The sequence below is a fragment of the Alishewanella sp. HL-SH06 genome, assembly GCF_052656265.1.
Window position 1 is genome coordinate 970203 of sequence record NZ_CP199752.1, and the last position, 17548, is coordinate 987750.

Consider the following 17548-nt stretch of genomic DNA (forward strand, 5'->3'; position numbering starts at 1 on the left):
GCACACTATGTCAGTTTAATGACAACACGATGACATCCGCACGGCATCGTGAAAATAACGGATTATTCCAAATCGACGACGATATCGGTCGCTATCCCTTCGAGTGCTTCGATAACATCATCCCGATGCAAGCCAGCAGGCAGTTGCACGGTCGCTTCAGCATGAAATAGCGGTACGCCCCAATTCGGTGCGCTTTGTTTATTGCTCTCAAAGGCAATAATATTAGCGCCTTTATGGCTTAAAATAGCCGATAATTCCCGCACAATGCCGGGTCTGTCGTTACCGGTGATCACAAAACGAATTTGCTGATTTTTATCGAGTTCAATGTGTTCGCCGTGCTGTACACGAATATCCAGATCCGTCAGTTGCTGCAAACTTGCGGTTAATTGCGCGAGATCTGGCTCTGCCACTTCAATTTGCACTATACCGGCAAAGTAACCGGCCAAATGGCTTAGGTTACTGGCCATCCAGTTACCTTGATTATCGTTGATGACTTTTGCGAGTTGCTCAACTAAACCGGCTTTATCTTTACCGATCACGGTAAGTACTAACTGCTTCATTCTGTTATTCCTCATTAGGTCCGGTTTGGGTAAGTATTTATAGCCGCTGCTTAACGCCCGATTAATGCTGTAATATGTTTCTAAGCAGCGCAGTAAACAAGATTTGCCACGGTAAGGTCAACACCCCCATGGTAAAATCTGTCGAATACTTGTTATAGAGTGTAGCTGCAAGCAGATGGTTTTAAAGTAAATACTAAATTTTTATTTGGGGTTGCTGCTTAGGCACGTTAAGATTGCAACTCATCTGGACTAGGTTCGATAGCAATGGATACCCTGCGCATGCGCTTAAGCCACCTCTGTAGTGTGCTGTTATTAGTGATTACACCCTTGGTGTGTAGCACTGAAACTCGACCGAATAGTGTTAGCCAAACCGCAAGCTTAACTGGCACCTTATCCAGCACCGGCTCTGACACCTTGCATAATATGATGATGGTTTGGCGGCGTGAATTTGTGCTGAAACATCCGCAATTAAATATTCAAATACAAAGTAGTGGTTCGGCTACCGCCCCTGTCGCTTTGGTTGAGGGCACCGCCAATCTTGGGCCGATGAGCCGCGTCATGTTAACGGCTGAACAAGATCGTTTTCGCCGTCGTTTTGGCTATGAAGCCTATGCGGTGCCTGTTGCACTGGATATGCTGGCAATTTATGTGCATCAAGATAACCCGTTACAACAAATCAGTATGGCGCAGCTTGAAGCAATTTTTTCGCAAAATCGGCGTTGTGCGCTTCATTCTGCGATCACGCGTTGGGGCGATTTGGGTTTAGCGGGGCGATGGCAGCAACGATCTATTGCCGCTTATGGTCGTAATCCAGCGTCAGGGACTTATGCTTTTTTTCGGCAAAAGGCGCTTTGTAACGACGATTTTCAGCAAAAAGTCGCGCAGCTAGCGGGCGCTGCTGCTGTAGTTAGGTCGGTAAGTTTAAGTGAGAACGGCCTAGGTTACTCTGGGGTGGGGCAGCAGATTGCTGGGGTAAAAATGTTGGCGATCAGTCAAGGCGCAGAAGAAGCGGCCATTATGCCCAGTCCGGAGAATGCCTTATCTGGGGCTTACCCGTTGGCTCGGTTACTCTATATTTATGTTAATAAAGCCCCTAATCAGCCGTTAGCTGCAGCCGAGCGTGAATTTTTCCGCTTTATTTTATCCGCAGCGGGGCAGCAGCTATTAGAAAGTGATGGCTTAGTGCCAATCCCGTTACCCTTGAGACAGCAAGTGTTTGAGGATTTAGGCTTATGACGCCTAACTCAGAAAAGCCTACAGGCAGTCATTTACCGAATGCGCAGCAACGTCAGCGACGAAGTCGCCATCGGCGTTGGTTAGACCGAGGCTGGCATGCGTTAATCACCTTGGCTGGGGTCAGTGTGATCGCCACGTTATTGGCCATTTTTGTTTATTTGTTGCTAGAAGTGCTGCCATTGTTTAAACCGGTATCGGCTCAGTTACAGCCGCATGCTGCTAGCACGCCGCCACCGGCATTAATACTACCCAGTATAGCCGATGACGATTTGGCTATGGCTGCTGCAAAAGCGGGTTTTGCCGCTGATTTTCAGTTAATTGATGGGTTAAAGCGCGTCATTATACTCGCTAAACGCGATGGCGAAGCCTGTGTGTTGCTGCGTGCGGCATTGTCACAAGGCTGTCAGCAGCGTTTATCTCTTACTGATCGCACGGTGCAGTTAACCGCCGCCACTTGGTTAGCAGGCCAACAAAGCTTAATTACCGGCGATAGCAGTGGCCAATTAAAACAATGGTATTTGATTGCTGATGCGGCGGGGCAACTTCGCTTGAGTTGGGTTAAACCATTTAGCCAGCAAGCTGCGGCTATTGTCGCTATTGCTGCCGAACGAGGCCGTCGTGGCTTTGCAGTATTAGATGCTAACGGTGGCCTCAGTGTGTTTTATAGTGCGTTAAGTTCAGCTATTTGGCAGGCACAGTATGCAACTTTCTCTTTGGCGCAGAAAGGCGTGACCGAATTACGTTTTACCCCTAATAATGACGGTTTGTGGCTGCTCAGCGCGCAGCAGGCCGAAGGCTTTTTAGCCATTAATAATCGACATCCCGAAATTTCATGGCGTACGCTGTGGCAAAAAGTCTGGTACGAAAGCTGGCAACAACCCGAATATGTTTGGCAAAGCGGTGGGGGTTATGAGCTTTATCAAGGTAAATACTCTTTGGTACCCTTAACCGTCGGTACCCTAAAAGCGGCTTTTTATGCGTTATTGGTGGCGGTACCCTTAGCTGTCTTGGCCGCCATTTTTAGTGTGTGCTTTTTGCAAGAGCCGGTTCGCAGCCACTTAAGTAGCATGATTGAACTGATGGCGTTATTTCCTACCGTCATTATTGGCTTTTTAGCGGCTATTTGGCTGGCCCCAGCCTTAGAGCAACATTTGCTCTCTTTATTACTGTATTTACTGTTAGTGCCGGCGGCTGTTTGGGCATTGGCCTATTATTGGCATTATTTACCCCGCCGTTGGCAGCATTTAAATAGCAGTGGTGCCACGTTAATACTGATGAGTGCGATATTGCTGATTGGTGCCTGGGTGGCGTTGGGTTTAGGCTCTTGGTTTGAAAGCTTACTGTTTGAAGACAGCTTACGTTTTTGGTTAGATCAACAAGGCGTAGATTATCAGCAGCGTAATGCTTTAGTGATTGGTCTGGCGATGGGTTTTGCCGTGCTACCGGTCATTTATACAGTAAGCTACGATGCTTTAGCACAAATTCCGCAACAACTGACGGCCGGTGCCTATGCGCTGGGGGCCAATCAATGGCAAATTGTACGGCGAATTATGTTACCGGTGGCGATGCCCGGGTTTCTAGCGGCCGTGATGTTGGGGTTAAGTCGTGCCATTGGTGAAACGATGATTATTTTGATGGCGACCGGCAATAACCCCATCACCAATTTTAATCTGTTCGAAGGGCTGCGCAGTTTAACGGCCACGCTGACCATCGAACTCCCCGAAGCTGCGGTCGACAGCAGCCATTATCGCGTGTTGTTTTTAGTGGCTATTTTGTTGTTTGTTTTCACCTTTGCTGCAAATACCTTAGCTGACTTAGTGCGCCAACGTTTACGCCGTAATTTACAGAGGTTGGAATAATGAGCACGAATCGGCAGCCCGGGCGGCGACTCTATTTCTTTTCGGCATTAGCCACCGCTTTAACGCTACTCACGTTTTTTTTATTGTGTTTGTTAATTTTAAGCCGTGGTTTACGGTTATTTTGGCCAGCCGAAGTCGTGCAGTTTCAATACCCCATCTCAGGCCAAATGCAGCAAGTGTTTGGTGAGGTGGTGTCTCGCCAGCAAGTTAATGCTGAGCAACTTGCTGCTGCGGGCCTACCGAGCCACAGCCAGGCACAGCGTGTGTTAATCAAACAAGGCCAGATGGCAGGGCAAACGGCGTTTCGTTGGTATTGGCAGCATTTGAGCCACGATTGGCAAACGCCGGCGCAGCTAAGTTTGCTGCGGCATTTTAGCCAAGGCGAGTTTTATGGTGTCGTGACGCAAGAGAATGCGACTGAACTGCAATTACGCTTAAGCGATAACAGCAGCAGAACCTTTCAGCGTCGCGATATTGAACGGGTGATTTCACCCAATCAGTTGTCGTTATGGGGTAAGTTGCAACTGTTTGCGGCGCAGTGGTGGCAGTTTTTGAGTACTGAACCTCGGCAAGCAAACAGCGCGGGCGGGATCTTACCGGCCATTATGGGTACGGTATTATCGGTATTATTAATGGCTTTGTTAGTTGCGCCGATTGGTATTATGGCGGGTATTTATTTACATGAATATGCCAAAGATGGCCGCTTAGTGCGTTTGGTGCGACTCAGTGTACACAACCTTGCTGGGGTGCCCTCTGTGGTATTTGGCGTGTTTGCCTTAGGTTTTTTTGTTTATGTGTTAGGTGGCAGTATTGATCAGTTGTTTTACGCGGAACAACTCCCTCAAGCGACTTTTGGCACCCCCGGCTTGCTATGGGTATCCCTGACCCTAGCATTATTAACCTTACCCGTGGTGATTGTCGCCACAGAAGAGGGGCTGGCACGCATACCCCAAAGTTTGCGCTTAGGTGGTTATGCCTTAGGTGCGACCAAAGCGGAAGTATTACGTAAGCTTATTTTACCGGTTGCTATTCCTGCCATGATCACGGGTGTGGTGCTGGCGATGTCACGTGCCGCCGGCGAGGTTGCTCCGTTAATTTTTGTTGGGGTGGTGAAATACGCACCGGTATTACCACTGCGGAGCGAATGGCCGTTTGTGCAGCTTGATCAGCAAATTATGAGCTTGGGTTTGCAAATTTATGATGTTGGCTTGCAAAGCTCGAATGCCGACGCAGCTGAGCCTCGGGTGTACGCTATTGCTCTGGTGTTGCTGTTATTAATTGGTAGCCTGAATTTATTAGCGATGCGCTTACGCCGTTACTATCGGGCAAAGACACGCAGTCAGGGTGCTTAAAAATACGTCTTATTTTCATAAAAGTGTCATAAATGAGGAATACAATGGCCGCATTAACGGATGTCAGTACGAAAATGTCAGCACAAAACTTGTCGGTCAGTTTGGCCGGTAAAACAGTGCTGGATCAAATCAGTTTAGACATTCCGGCTAATCGTGTCACGGCGCTGATTGGGCCATCCGGTTGTGGCAAATCAACGTTATTGCGAAGCTTCAATCGCATGAATGAACTGCTTGATGATGCCAGCACCGAAGGGCAGGTGTTGCTAGATGAATTGAATATTTATCAAACGGGTGTCGATTTAGCCGAGTTACGTCGACGGGTTGGCATTGTGTTTCAAAAACCCAATCCGTTTCCATTGTCGGTGTATGAAAATGTCGCTTTTGGCTTGCGTTTGCAGGGGATTAACAGTGCTAGGCAGTTAGACGAGTTAATCGCCGCGGCCTTACAAAAAGCCGCACTTTGGCATGAAGTGAAAGATCGTTTATATGACAATGCGTTGACCTTATCGGGTGGTCAACAGCAGCGGCTAGTGATTGCCCGTGCTATTGCCATTGAGCCCGAGGTGTTGTTATTGGATGAACCGGCTTCAGCGTTGGATCCGATTTCAACCCTAAAAATTGAAGAATTGCTGTATGAGTTAAAGCAGCAATACACCATCGTTATCGTGACACATAATATGCAGCAGGCGGCGCGGGTATCGGATTTTACTGCGTTTATGAATTTAGGGCAGTTGGTTGAGTTTGATGCCACCAACAAGATCTTTACCGATCCACGCCAGCCGCAAACAGAAGATTATATTACTGGGCGGTTCGGTTAACTGAATTGCTTTGGCTAAGCCAGAATAGGACCACGGAGACTAACAGGATGGATAAATTAAATTTATCGAAGCATATTTCCAGCCAGTTCAACGAAGAATTGGAGCAAATTAGAAATCATGTGATGTCGATGGGCGGCCTAATTGAGCGGCAACTTTATGATGCCTTAGCCGCCATTGCTAATAGCGATAGTGAATTGGCACAGCAGGTTATTGCCAATGATCTGAAGGTCAATGACTGGGAATTACAGATAGATAAAGAATGTACCCGAGTGATTGCCAAGCGTCAGCCTGCTGCTAGCGATCTGCGCTTAATAATGGCGATATTAAAAAGCATTAACGATTTAGAGCGGATCGGTGATGAAACACGGCGTATTGCCAAAGTGGCGCTGGAGTCTTTTAACAGTGATCAACAAGACTTGCTGGTAAACCTAGACAATCTGGGGCGGCATGTCGCGCAAATGTTGCACGATGTGTTAGATGCTTTTGCTCGAATGGACGTTGAAGCAGCGTTAACCGTGCATAAAGAAGATAAAAAAGTGGATCGTGAATACGAAGCGATTACGCGGCAATTAATGACCTACATGATTGAAGATCCGCGCTCTATTCCTAAAGTGATGAACGTGCTGTGGTCGGCTCGCTCGTTAGAACGCATTGGCGATCGCTGTAAGAACTTGTCGGAATACATTATTTTCTTTGTTAAAGGTAAAGTAGTTAGACATGCCAGCCACGAAAAGCTCGAGCAGGAAGTTCGTGGCGACTAGCTGTTAGTAAAATGTTTTGCCGTGCCTCTGCTGGTATTCTAGCAGGGGCATTTTTTTTGAAACGACATTTCATTTTTATTACTTTGGCATTGCGGTTACAATGTTCGCCGACTACAGTCACTTAACATCAATGAGGCCCTCTATGCCCGCTAATACTTTTTTGTCCGTATTTGCCAAATCGCCAATAAAGCCGATTGAAGAGCATATTCGCAAAGTACACCAAGCCAGTGAGCAATTACTGCCATTCTTTGCGGCGGTTTATCAAAAAGATTGGACCCAGGCAGCGGAAGTGCGTAAGAGCATCGTTGCATTTGAAAAAGATGCTGATCGCTTAAAACGTGAAATTCGGATTAACTTACCGCGAGGTTTGTTTTTACCCGTTGACCGCACCGATATTTTAGAATTGGTATCGCAACAAGATAAAATTGCTAATAAAGCAAAAGATATTTCTGGCCGCGTGTTGGGTCGTGAATTAGAAATTCCTGAAACAATCCAAACTGAATTTACTGCTTATGTGCAGCGTTGTATTGATGCCACCGAGATGGCTTCTCAGGTAATTAATGAACTAGATGAATTGCTGGAAACGGGCTTTCGTGGCCGTGAAGTTAATCTAGTGATTAAGATGGTCGAGCAATTGGATGCTATCGAGCACGATACCGATGAAATGCAAATTAAATTACGTAAGAAGTTGCGGCTAGCCGAGAAGGATCTTAACCCAGTCGATGTGATGTTTTTATATCGCACACTGGAATGGTTGGGCGATTTAGCAGATGTCGCCTTACGTGTTGGTTCCCGTCTTGAAATTATGCTAGCCCGCTAACCTAATAGGTAATTTTTTATGGCAATTTTAGAATCTTACGGCCTGATCCTGATTATTTTGGCCGCAGTATTTGGCTTTTTTATGGCTTACGGTGTCGGTGCCAATGATGTGGCAAATGCCATGGGTACCTCTGTTGGCTCTAAAGCCCTCACGATTAAACAAGCTATCTTGATTGCAGCGATATTTGAATTCGCTGGCGCTTACTTAGCAGGCGGTTCTGTTACCTCAACAATCCGCTCGGGTATTATTGATGCCGGTTACTTTGCCGATACACCTGAATTTATGGTGTTTGGTATGATCGCTGCTTTATTAGCTGCCGGTACCTGGTTGCTAGCAGCGTCTTACTTTGGTTGGCCAGTCTCCACCACTCACTCGATTATCGGTGCTATTATCGGTTTTGCTTTAGTTGCTGCCGGCACTGAAGCCGTGCAATGGAATAAAGTCAGTGGCATCGTTGGTAGCTGGGTCGTGACACCCATGTTGGCGGGGGTGTTGGCTTATTTAATCTTTATGAGTGCGCAACGCTTAATTTTTGATACCGATAACCCTTTAGAAAACGCCAAGCGTTATGTACCTTTCTATATGTTTTTCGCCGGTTTAATGATGACCTTGGTTACCGTGCAAAAAGGCTTAAAGCATGTTGGTTTAGATATTTCTACCGCCAATGGTATTTATATCTCGATTGCCGTCGGTGTGGTTGTAGCGGTTATTGGTAAGATCGCCATTTCGCGTATTCAAATTGACCCAGAAGCCGACAAAGAGATGCACTACAACAACGTAGAGCGTATTTTCGGTATTTTAATGATTACCACCGCATGTTGTATGGCCTTTGCACACGGCTCGAACGATGTGGCGAATGCTATCGGCCCAGTGGCGGCGGTAGTCAGTGTGGTGACCTCTGGCGGTGAAATTGCGGCTAAAGCAACGTTAGCCGTGTGGGTGTTGCCTTTAGGTGCCATCGGTATCGTTATTGGTTTAGCGACCTTAGGTGCCCGTGTTATTAAAACAATCGGTACGGCGATTACGCATTTAACACCCAGCCGTGGTTTCGCGGCAGAGCTGTCTGCTGCTTCTACCGTGGTTATTGCTTCGGGTGCGGGTTTACCCATCTCTACCACGCAAACCTTAGTAGGTGCTGTACTAGGCGTGGGTTTAGCACGGGGTATTGCGGCCTTAAACCTGGGGGTAGTGCGTAATATCTTTATTTCTTGGGTTATTACCTTACCGGTCGGCGCAGGTTTGGCCATCGTGTTCTTCTACATCTTAAAAGCGATTTTCAGTTAAACTTTTGTGTTAGCTGCGACAGCAGGGCTGTCGCAGCTAAAAAGCCAGTCTTGTCTGCCTGCAGCTTATATTTCTTTCATCATGCCACTGATGCTAATTGCTTAAATCGATTAAAAAAGGTAAGTTTTACCAATTAGATTGTAGCGAAAGGTTAAGTATGAAACGTCTGCCCAGTATTAAACAATTACAGTATTTACTCGCCTTGCATGAGCATCAGCATTTTGGTCGTGCTGCCGATGCTTGCTATGTTGGGCAATCGACACTCAGCGCGGCCATTGCCAGTTTAGAAGAGACCATGGAAACGCAATTATTAGAGCGTGACCATAAAACCTTTATTTTCACTGCCCTAGGTGAAGATGTTGTCAGGCTGGCACGTCATATTATTGAGCAATGCGAAGAGCTGACCGATTTTGCTAAATCACAGGGTAAACCGATGACCGGGCCTTTTCGGTTGGGTTGTATCCCGACTATTGCGCCCTTTGTGCTGGGTGAAGTTATGACACTATGCCGTGAGCGTTTTCCCGAGTTGCAACTATTATTGCGCGAAGACACCTCAGATAACTCGTTGCATGCGTTAAGTGAAGGCCGCTTAGATATGGTGTTGCTGGCGCTACCTTATGAAACGGGCGTATTGCACACTGAAGTACTGCAACAAGACGCGTTTAATTTAGTACTGCATAAAGATTGGCAAGATCGGGGTTTTAATCAGGATATTAACCAATGGCCAGATGAAAGTATCTTCTTGTTAGAGCGCGAGCATTGTTTAACGGGTCATGCGGTAAAAGCCTGTGAATTAGAAGACAGCCGTAAGGTGAATCCTTTTTTCGCTACCAGCTTACATACCCTTACGCAAATGGTGAATAACAAACTGGGGGTGACCTTTATGCCGCAGATGGCGATTAATAGTGGTGTTTTAGAGGGCACCGAGTTAATCAGTCAGCCGGCTTCTGCCGGGCAGGCATATCGGGATATCGGCGTTGCGTGGCGTCCAACGTCAAGTAAAGCGCGTAGTTATCAGCAAATGGCCGCGTTAATCGGTGAAGTGCTGGTAAAAAAGTGTCGAGCAAGGGCTTGTTGACGTTTGCTGTTTAGATTTTGTTCGTTTGGCGGTGTTTTGATCGCGAAACGAGGAGTGCAGTACGCGGTATCCGGTTTGTTAGTCTAAATAAATGACGAGAGAAGCTACCGCGTCCTGCTCTCGCCCCTGACCTACATCCATGTAGGCCACAAAGAACAAAGCATCGCCAGACGAACCCTTCGGGCAGCGTGTGGCTGGCATTTCTACTACGTTATACGAAATATATCCTATATTTCGCCTTTGGCCAGCAGAGGTGTTCCCGTTTGTTCCATACAAACAGGTCGCTTGTTTATGTAGAATAACTACACGGCACTAGCTCTGCCTTGTATAAATACCAGCCACTCAACTGCAAAAACAACCATCAAACGTCAACAAGCCCTGGATAAATTTGCTAACATAGCACCGCCGGATTTGGCCGGTAAAGCCAAGGACAACGCTATGTTAGTGAAAGATTTTAGTTTTGAGTTACCTGAACATCTAATTGCCAGTCAACCACAGGCTGAGCGCTCAGCCAGTCGTTTACTGGCCATGCAGCGCCAAACGGGTGAACTGCACCATCATATCTTCAAAGAACTGTTTGATTTGCTTAACCCTGGGGATTTGTTAGTGTTTAACAACACACGCGTGATCCCCGCCCGTTTGTTTGGTCAAAAAGCCTCAGGCGGCCAGGTTGAAGTGTTGGTCGAACGTGTCTTGGACCAACAGCGTTTTTTAGCGCATATTCGTGCCAGTAAAGCGCCAAAACCCGGCACAGAATTATTGTTAGAAAATTCCGCTAAAGTGCTGATGCGTCAACGGCACGATACCTTATTTGAATTAGAGTTACTGGGTGATGAGCCGGTATTTGCCATGCTAGACAGGCTAGGACATATGCCGTTACCCCCTTACATTGCGCGCCCTGATACCGAAGAAGATAAAGCCCGTTATCAAACGGTGTATAACAAAAAACCCGGTGCCGTGGCTGCACCTACAGCAGGTTTACACTTTGACCAGCCCTTGTTAGATCAATTAGCGGCCAAAGGCGTGCAATTTGCTTTTGTGACTTTGCATGTTGGCGCCGGTACTTTTCAGCCGGTACGCGTTGATTCGGTGCTAGAGCATAAAATGCATGCTGAATATATTGAAGTGGAGCAAGAGGTGGTGGATGCCGTTGCAGCATGTAAAGCGCGCGGCAATCGGGTAGTAGCCGTCGGTACTACCTCAGTGCGTTCGCTTGAATCCGCTGCGGCACAGCATGGCGGTCAGCTGCAACCTTACAGTGGCGATACCCAAATTTTTATTTACCCGGGTTATCGCTTTCAAGTCATTGATGCACTAATCACCAACTTTCATTTACCCGAATCGACACTGATTATGCTGGTGTCCGCCTTTAGTAGCCAACAACATGTATTACAGGCTTATAAAACGGCTATTGCAGAGCAATATCGCTTTTATTCCTATGGCGACGCGATGTTTATTAGTTAAGCCGCTGGCTGAATACTGCTATAATGGCCGCCGATTGCGCGCGGCCATATTGCGGCAAAACGCTAATAATGACGAGCCGGACTGTTTTTCCGGCCAGAAGAGGTAAATTTTGAAATTTGAATTACTTGCTACTGACGGTAAAGCCCGTCGTGGCCAACTTATTTTTGATCGTGGTGTGGTGGATACCCCTGCCTTTATGCCCGTGGGGACTTACGGCACGGTAAAAGGCATGACACCAGAAGAGTTAGATGCCACCGGTGCGCAAATTTGCTTAGGTAACACCTTTCACTTAATGCTGCGTCCGGGCACTGACATTATTAAGTTACACGGTGACCTGCATGATTTTATGCATTGGCATAAACCCATCTTAACTGACTCAGGCGGTTTTCAGGTATTTAGCCTTGGCGAACTGCGCAAAATCACCGAAGAAGGCGTTAAGTTCCGCTCGCCGCTAAATGGCGAACGCATCATGTTAACGCCAGAACGCTCAATGGAAGTGCAGCGCGATCTGGGTTCAGATATTGTGATGATCTTTGATGAATGCACGCCTTATCCGGCGACCGAGCCACAAGCTCGTAAGTCCATGGAATTATCGCTGCGCTGGGCGAAACGTTCAAAAGATGCGCATGGCGATAACCCGTCAGCGTTGTTTGGTATTATCCAAGGTGGCATGTATCCGCATTTGCGAGACATTTCATTAGCCGGTTTAGAAGAGATTGGTTTTGACGGCTATGCCATCGGCGGTTTATCGGTAGGTGAACCCAAAGCCGATATGATTAATATTCTGAACCACACCACTGATAAAATGCCAGCGAACAAACCGCGTTATTTAATGGGCGTAGGCAAACCAGAAGACTTAGTTGAAGCGGTACGCCGTGGCGTGGATATGTTTGATTGCGTCATGCCGACACGCAATGCGCGTAATGGTCATTTGTTTGTTAGTGATGGCGTAATTAAAATCCGCAACGCCAAGCATAAAACCGATACCGCGCCGTTAGACAAAGACTGTGATTGTTACACGTGTAAAAATTATTCTCGGGCCTATTTACATCATTTAGATCGTTGCAACGAGATTTTAGGCGCGCGTTTAAACACCATTCATAACCTGCATCATTATCAGAAGCTGATGCAGGGATTGCGCGCAGCTATTGCCGCTGGTAACTTGTCAGCCTTTGTAGCAGAATTTTACGCAAAAAGAAGTATGCCAGTACCATCGCTGGACGCAGAATTAACAGAATAACTGATTTTAACATTAAGGGGACAACCATGAGTTTATTCATTAACCAAGCCTATGCCGATACCGCTGCCGCACCACAAGGTGGTGGTTGGGATTTAATTATTATGTTGTTGGCGTTTGGTTTGATTTTTTACTTTTTAATCTACCGCCCACAAGCCAAGCGTGTAAAAGAACATCGCAACCTGATGTCGGCTTTAGGTAAAGGTGATGAAGTGCTGACGCAAGGCGGTATTGTCGGTCGCATTACTAAAATTGCGGAAGATAAAGACTTTGTCGTTGTGGCATTAAATGACAGTACTGAAGTCACAGTACAAAAATCCGCTATCAGTGCGGTATTACCTAAGGGTACTTTAAAGTCGTTATAAGCGGCACTGCTAACGAAAGGATGTATTCGTGTTAAACCAAAATCCGCTCTGGCGGTACCTGGTCGTTATCGGGGTACTGCTACTGGCATTAGTTTACGCAATGCCAAATTTATACCCGGAAGATCCGGCGCTGAATATTAATGCAACCCGTGGGGGCGTGGTGTTAGAAAGCACTCGCCAACAGTTAGAGCAAAGCTTTATCAGTGAAGGTGTTACGCCAAAATCGGTAACACTGGAAAATGGTCAGGTGTTAGCGCGCTTTCAATCTGCTGAAGATCAGCTGCGAGCGCGGCAAATTGCCATTAATTTATTGGGTACTGTTAACTATGTTACGGCATTAAACTTAGTGCCCACCACCCCCGATTGGCTTGCTGGCATTGGTGCAACACCAATGAAGTTAGGCTTAGATTTACGTGGTGGTGTGCATTTTTTAATGGCCGTAGACATGAAAGCGGCCATTGATAAAAACATCAATGACATGGTGGGTGCGTTTCGTGCCGACTTACGTGAAGCTAAAGTGCGCTACCGTTCAGTTTCTGCAGATGTTGAACGCGGCATGGTGCAACTGCAATTGCGCTCAGCTGAAGATGTGCAAGCGGCTCGCTCGGCCTTAGGCAAACTGGACCGTGAGTTAGTGTTTACTGACGGCCCTGCTGAATTTAGCCTACAAGTGACCTTAAGCGAAATCCGTCTGCGCGAAATTCGTGAATACGCACTTGAACAGAACATTACCATTATCCGTAATCGGGTTAATGAAATTGGGGTAGCTGAGCCGCTGGTACAGCGTCAAGGCGCTGATCGTATTATAGTGCAATTACCTGGCGTACAAGATCCGGCGCAAGCTAAAGAGATTTTGGGCGCAACGGCAACACTCGAGTTTCGTTTAGTCGACGAGCAAGGTGACTTAGGTGCGGCCTTGAATGGTCGTTTACCACCCGGTTCAGGTTTGTATTATGATCGCAGTGGCCAACCTTTCTTACTGGAAAACCGCGTGATGCTGACCGGTGAGCACATCACCAATGCCAGCTCAAGTTACGATGAAATGGGCCAGCCACAGGTTAACATTTCTCTGGATGCACAAGGCGGTAATTTACTTTCAACCTCGACTCGTGATTCGATTGGTCGACGTATGGCTACCGTGTTTATTGAATATAAGCCCGGTGAGCAATTACAAGCTGATGGCACGCCCGTGTTGATTAAGCAGGAAGAAGTGATCAATGCCGCGACCATTCAAGCGCGTTTGGGGCGCAGTTTCCGCATTACCGGTATTGGTAACCCTGCTGAAGCACAAAATCTCGCCTTGCTACTGCGTGCCGGTGCACTGATTGCACCTACGCAAATCATCGAAGAACGCACCATAGGGCCAAGCCTCGGTCAGGAAAATATCGATCTAGGTATGACGGCCATTATGTGGGGTATGGTGGTGGTCTTAATCTTTATGGTGATTTACTACCGTGTGTTCGGTTTAATTGCTAACTTGGCGTTGGTCGCTAACCTGGTGTTAATTATTGGCTTTATGTCGATGATCCCCGGTGCCACCCTAACGTTACCGGGTATGGCGGGTATTGTGTTAACTGTCGGTATGGCCGTTGATGCTAACGTACTGATATTTGAACGGATCCGTGAAGAAATTGCCGAAGGCCGCTCGATCCAACAAGCGATCCATCAAGGCTATGACCGTGCTTTTGCGACAATCGCTGACTCGAATATCACCACATTATTAGTGGCCCTGATCCTGTTTGGAATTGGTACTGGCCCAGTGAAAGGCTTCGCCATCACTTTAGCTATCGGTATTTTAACCTCGATCTTTACTTCAGTAGTGGGTACCCGCTTGCTGGTTAATTTAATCTGGGGCGGCCGTCGCGTACAGTCGTTACCGATGTAAGGAGCTTGGTGTGAGAATATTTAGTTTTAACGAACCTCTCAATTTCATGCGCTTTAAGATGCCAGCACTGATGCTGTCTATCGTGTTACTGCTAAGCTCGTTTGGCTTGTTGTTCACAAAAGGCATCAATTGGGGGCTGGATTTTACCGGCGGTACGGTTATCGAAGTGGGTTACACCCAAAACGCTGATCTGACCCAAGTGCGTGCCATTTTAGCCGAACGCGGTTATGCCGATGCGGTAGTGCAATATTTTGGCTCAAGCCAAGACGTTGCGATACGTATTGCACCAAGAGAAGGGGTAGAGCAAAGCCGGATCTCGAATGAGATTATGGCGGCGTTATCCGAAACCTCTGCTACGCCGATTGAAATGCGTCGTATTGAATTTGTTGGTCCTTCAGTGGGTGACGAATTAAAAGAGCAGGGTGGCTTAGCCATGCTGACGGCGTTAATTGGTATCTTGTTGTACGTGGGGATGCGCTTTGAGTGGCGCTTGTCATTAGGCGCCGTATTAGCGTTGGGACACGATGTCATTATTACCTTGGGTCTTTTCTCCTTGTTACAACTTGAGTTTGACCTGACGGTACTGGCGGCGATTCTAGCGCTGATTGGTTACTCAATTAACGATACTATCGTGGTGTTTGACCGGATCCGGGAAAGTTTCCGCAAATTACGTGATAGCACGCCGGAAGAAACCGTCAATGACGCAGTAACCTCAACATTAAACCGTACGGTTGTTACGTCGTTAACCACGATTATTGTATTGATTGTGTTGTTTTACATGGGTGGCGCCTTGATCCATAACTTTGCCACTGCACTGTTATTTGGTATCGCCATTGGTACTTACTCTTCTATCTTTGTGGCCAGTGGTATTGCGGTACAACTGGGCTTAAACCGCGATGATATGTTACCACCACCACCACCTGAGAAAGAAGGTGAAGGTACCGAACCGTTAATGTAATTTCGCGAAATCTGTGTTAAAAATGCCAGTCAATGACTGGCATTTTTTATGGGTAAAATATGAGTAAGCAACATGCTGCAGGCTTTATCGCACTGGTTGAAGCCGCCAAACAACAGATCAAAGAAATCAGTATCGATGAGCTTTTAGCTCATGAACAGCCATATGTATTGTTAGATATTCGAGAAGATCACGAATGGCAACAGGGGCACTTTCCTGAAGCGATGCATCTGGGCAAAGGGATTATTGAGCGTGATATTGAGCAAACTGTTGCCGATAAAAAACAAAAAATTGTACTGTATTGTGGTGGCGGTTACCGCTCGGCTTTAGCGGCGTTAACCCTGCAGCAGATGGGCTATCAACAGGTGTTCAGCTTGGCGGGTGGGTTTCGTGAATGGCAAGAGCGTCAGTTACCGCTGATTAAGCCTTTATGATTAAGCCTTGAATGCATGCCATGGCGCAGCATACACTGTCGCCATAGCCTGTGTTTTAGCGTTACTCGGCAATTTGCTGTGATGCTGGCGAGGGGGCTTGGCCTGATGCCAGACGTAACATTTGTAAGTCTTTGCCACTAGGGTGCTGGTAAACACTTAATCCAAACTCGGGCAAGATCGCGAACAGATGATCGAAAATATCCGCTTGGATCCCTTCATAGGCAACCCAAGCAATGGTATTGGTAAAACAATAGATCTCCAGTGGCAAGCCTTCTGGGGTGGGCGCTAATTGGCGCGTCATCATGGTCATGTCTTGATGCACATGCGGATGACTTTTTAGATACTGCGTAACATAAGCGCGGAAAGTGCCCAAATTGGTAATACGCCGAGTATTCACCGGCTCGCGACCTTGCTCTTTGAGTTCAGCATTCCACGCCGCAATATCAGCCTGCTTATCGCTAATATATTGAGTTAATAACCGGAAACGACTGAGCTTTTTGATTTGCTCTTCTGATAAAAAATGCACACTTTGTTGATCGAGCATTAAGCTACGTTTAATGCGTCGGCCACCAGAGTCTTGCATGCCACGCCAGTTTTTAAACGGATCGGTCATAAAGCGGCGTGTTGGGATAGTCGTGATGGTTTTATCCCAGTTTTGTATTTTTACCGTATGTAAGGCGATATCAATAACATTACCATCGGCATGCAGTTGTGGCATTTCAACCCAGTCACCCACGCGGATCACGTCGTTAGAGGAGATTTGCACACTGGCCACTAACGATAAGATGGTGTCTTGGAAAATCAGCATCAGTACTGCGGCCATCGCACCCAGGCCAGACAGTAAAATCAAAGGTGAGCGGTCGAACAACGAGGCAATCATCAAAATCACCGCGACCGCGTAAATCACAATTTTCAGCAGTTGGATATAGCCTTTAATCGGCTTACTGCGTGCATCTTCGCGTCGGGCGTATAAAGAGTTAATCAGCGTTAACAGATTACTCAGCGCAATAGCGATAGTCAGCACAATAAAGGCGTTAGTCACGTTAATGGTAACCTGCACCAGCAGTTCGGGTAAAAGCGGTACGCGATTGACTAAGGTCGATATAACCAGCGCAGGAACCACATTGGAAAGCCGATTAACAAAACGAAAATCTAAGCCGCGTTGTTCACACTGACTTTTCTTTAAACCTAATAAACTGAAGACGCTACGTAGCAGAATATGCTTAACCAAAAAATTGGCTAGCCAAGAAAGTGATAATAGAATCGCGATGCCTAACCACATGGCAAGGTGAGGATTGGCCTCTGACCAAGATTTTATCGTAGCGATGGTGGTAATAAGTTCTTGCATGCTAAACCTTTTACTGGCTGAGATAAGGGGGCTAAAGCGTCCAGCTTAGTCAGGCTGTGAGCAGGCCTGTGAGCAGTGCAACCATCAGCGGA

16 protein-coding genes are annotated in these 17548 nt (G+C 47.0%); 14 read left to right on the top strand and 2 right to left on the bottom strand.

Annotated features, from left to right (window positions below):
* Window positions 1–62 precede the first annotated feature (62 nt).
* Window positions 63–560, bottom strand: a complete 498-nt coding sequence (locus tag ACUJFK_RS04395) for a glycine cleavage system protein R (RefSeq protein WP_226749463.1) — start codon at window positions 558–560, stop codon at window positions 63–65.
* 264 nt (window positions 561–824) lie between these two features.
* Here ACUJFK_RS04395 and ACUJFK_RS04400 point away from each other — a divergent pair, with 264 nt between their 5' ends.
* The 14 genes from ACUJFK_RS04400 (at window position 825) to ACUJFK_RS04465 (ending at window position 16108) form a co-directional block, all read left to right on the top strand.
* The gene (locus ACUJFK_RS04400; RefSeq protein ID WP_445426202.1) at window positions 825–1796 is read left to right on the top strand and encodes a PstS family phosphate ABC transporter substrate-binding protein; all 972 of its coding nucleotides are present in this window, start codon (window positions 825–827) and stop codon (window positions 1794–1796) included.
* Window positions 1793–3655 carry an ABC transporter permease subunit gene (locus tag ACUJFK_RS04405; RefSeq protein WP_226749465.1) on the top strand — a complete coding sequence of 621 codons (1863 nt, stop codon included), beginning with the start codon at window positions 1793–1795 and terminating at the stop codon, window positions 3653–3655. The genes ACUJFK_RS04400 and ACUJFK_RS04405 overlap by 4 nt, the downstream gene beginning before the upstream one ends.
* Complete coding sequence (gene pstA / locus ACUJFK_RS04410) at window positions 3655–5007, top strand: phosphate ABC transporter permease PstA (RefSeq protein WP_226749466.1); 1353 nt, start codon at window positions 3655–3657, stop codon at window positions 5005–5007. Before ACUJFK_RS04405 ends, pstA begins: the two co-directional genes overlap by 1 nt.
* Before the next feature lie 44 nt (window positions 5008–5051).
* Window positions 5052–5825 (top strand): phosphate ABC transporter ATP-binding protein PstB, encoded by a 774-nt coding sequence (gene pstB / locus ACUJFK_RS04415; protein WP_439647494.1) that lies wholly within the window; start codon window positions 5052–5054, stop codon window positions 5823–5825.
* Between the two features lie 47 nt (window positions 5826–5872).
* Window positions 5873–6586, top strand: coding sequence for a phosphate signaling complex protein PhoU (gene phoU, locus ACUJFK_RS04420; RefSeq protein WP_226749467.1), 714 nt, complete (start codon window positions 5873–5875; stop codon window positions 6584–6586).
* Between the two features lie 142 nt (window positions 6587–6728).
* Window positions 6729–7406 carry a TIGR00153 family protein gene (locus tag ACUJFK_RS04425; protein WP_226749468.1) on the top strand — a complete coding sequence of 226 codons (678 nt, stop codon included), beginning with the start codon at window positions 6729–6731 and terminating at the stop codon, window positions 7404–7406.
* Between the two features lie 18 nt (window positions 7407–7424).
* Window positions 7425–8690, top strand: coding sequence for an inorganic phosphate transporter (locus ACUJFK_RS04430; protein ID WP_226749469.1), 1266 nt, complete (start codon window positions 7425–7427; stop codon window positions 8688–8690).
* A 157-nt stretch (window positions 8691–8847) separates the two neighbouring features.
* Complete coding sequence (locus tag ACUJFK_RS04435; RefSeq protein WP_226749470.1) at window positions 8848–9768, top strand: hydrogen peroxide-inducible genes activator; 921 nt, start codon at window positions 8848–8850, stop codon at window positions 9766–9768.
* A 438-nt stretch (window positions 9769–10206) separates the two neighbouring features.
* Window positions 10207–11232, top strand: a complete 1026-nt coding sequence (gene queA, locus ACUJFK_RS04440; protein WP_445426203.1) for a tRNA preQ1(34) S-adenosylmethionine ribosyltransferase-isomerase QueA — start codon at window positions 10207–10209, stop codon at window positions 11230–11232.
* Between the two features lie 109 nt (window positions 11233–11341).
* The gene (tgt, locus tag ACUJFK_RS04445) at window positions 11342–12472 is read left to right on the top strand and encodes a tRNA guanosine(34) transglycosylase Tgt (RefSeq protein ID WP_226749472.1); all 1131 of its coding nucleotides are present in this window, start codon (window positions 11342–11344) and stop codon (window positions 12470–12472) included.
* A 26-nt stretch (window positions 12473–12498) separates the two neighbouring features.
* The gene (gene yajC / locus ACUJFK_RS04450) at window positions 12499–12834 is read left to right on the top strand and encodes a preprotein translocase subunit YajC (protein ID WP_226749473.1); all 336 of its coding nucleotides are present in this window, start codon (window positions 12499–12501) and stop codon (window positions 12832–12834) included.
* A 28-nt stretch (window positions 12835–12862) separates the two neighbouring features.
* Entirely contained in the window at window positions 12863–14719 is a 1857-nt protein-coding gene (gene secD, locus ACUJFK_RS04455; RefSeq protein WP_306177137.1) for a protein translocase subunit SecD, read from the top strand.
* A gap of 10 nt (window positions 14720–14729) precedes the next feature.
* Window positions 14730–15677: a protein translocase subunit SecF gene (secF, locus tag ACUJFK_RS04460; protein ID WP_226749475.1), complete on the top strand. Its 948-nt coding sequence runs from the start codon at window positions 14730–14732 to the stop codon at window positions 15675–15677.
* Between the two features lie 59 nt (window positions 15678–15736).
* On the top strand, window positions 15737–16108 hold the full coding sequence (locus tag ACUJFK_RS04465; protein ID WP_226749476.1) for a rhodanese-like domain-containing protein: 372 nt from the start codon (window positions 15737–15739) through the stop codon (window positions 16106–16108).
* 61 nt (window positions 16109–16169) lie between these two features.
* Here ACUJFK_RS04465 and ACUJFK_RS04470 read toward each other — a convergent pair whose 3' ends face one another.
* The gene (locus ACUJFK_RS04470) at window positions 16170–17456 is read right to left on the bottom strand and encodes a mechanosensitive ion channel family protein (RefSeq protein ID WP_306177136.1); all 1287 of its coding nucleotides are present in this window, start codon (window positions 17454–17456) and stop codon (window positions 16170–16172) included.
* Window positions 17457–17548 lie beyond the last annotated feature (92 nt).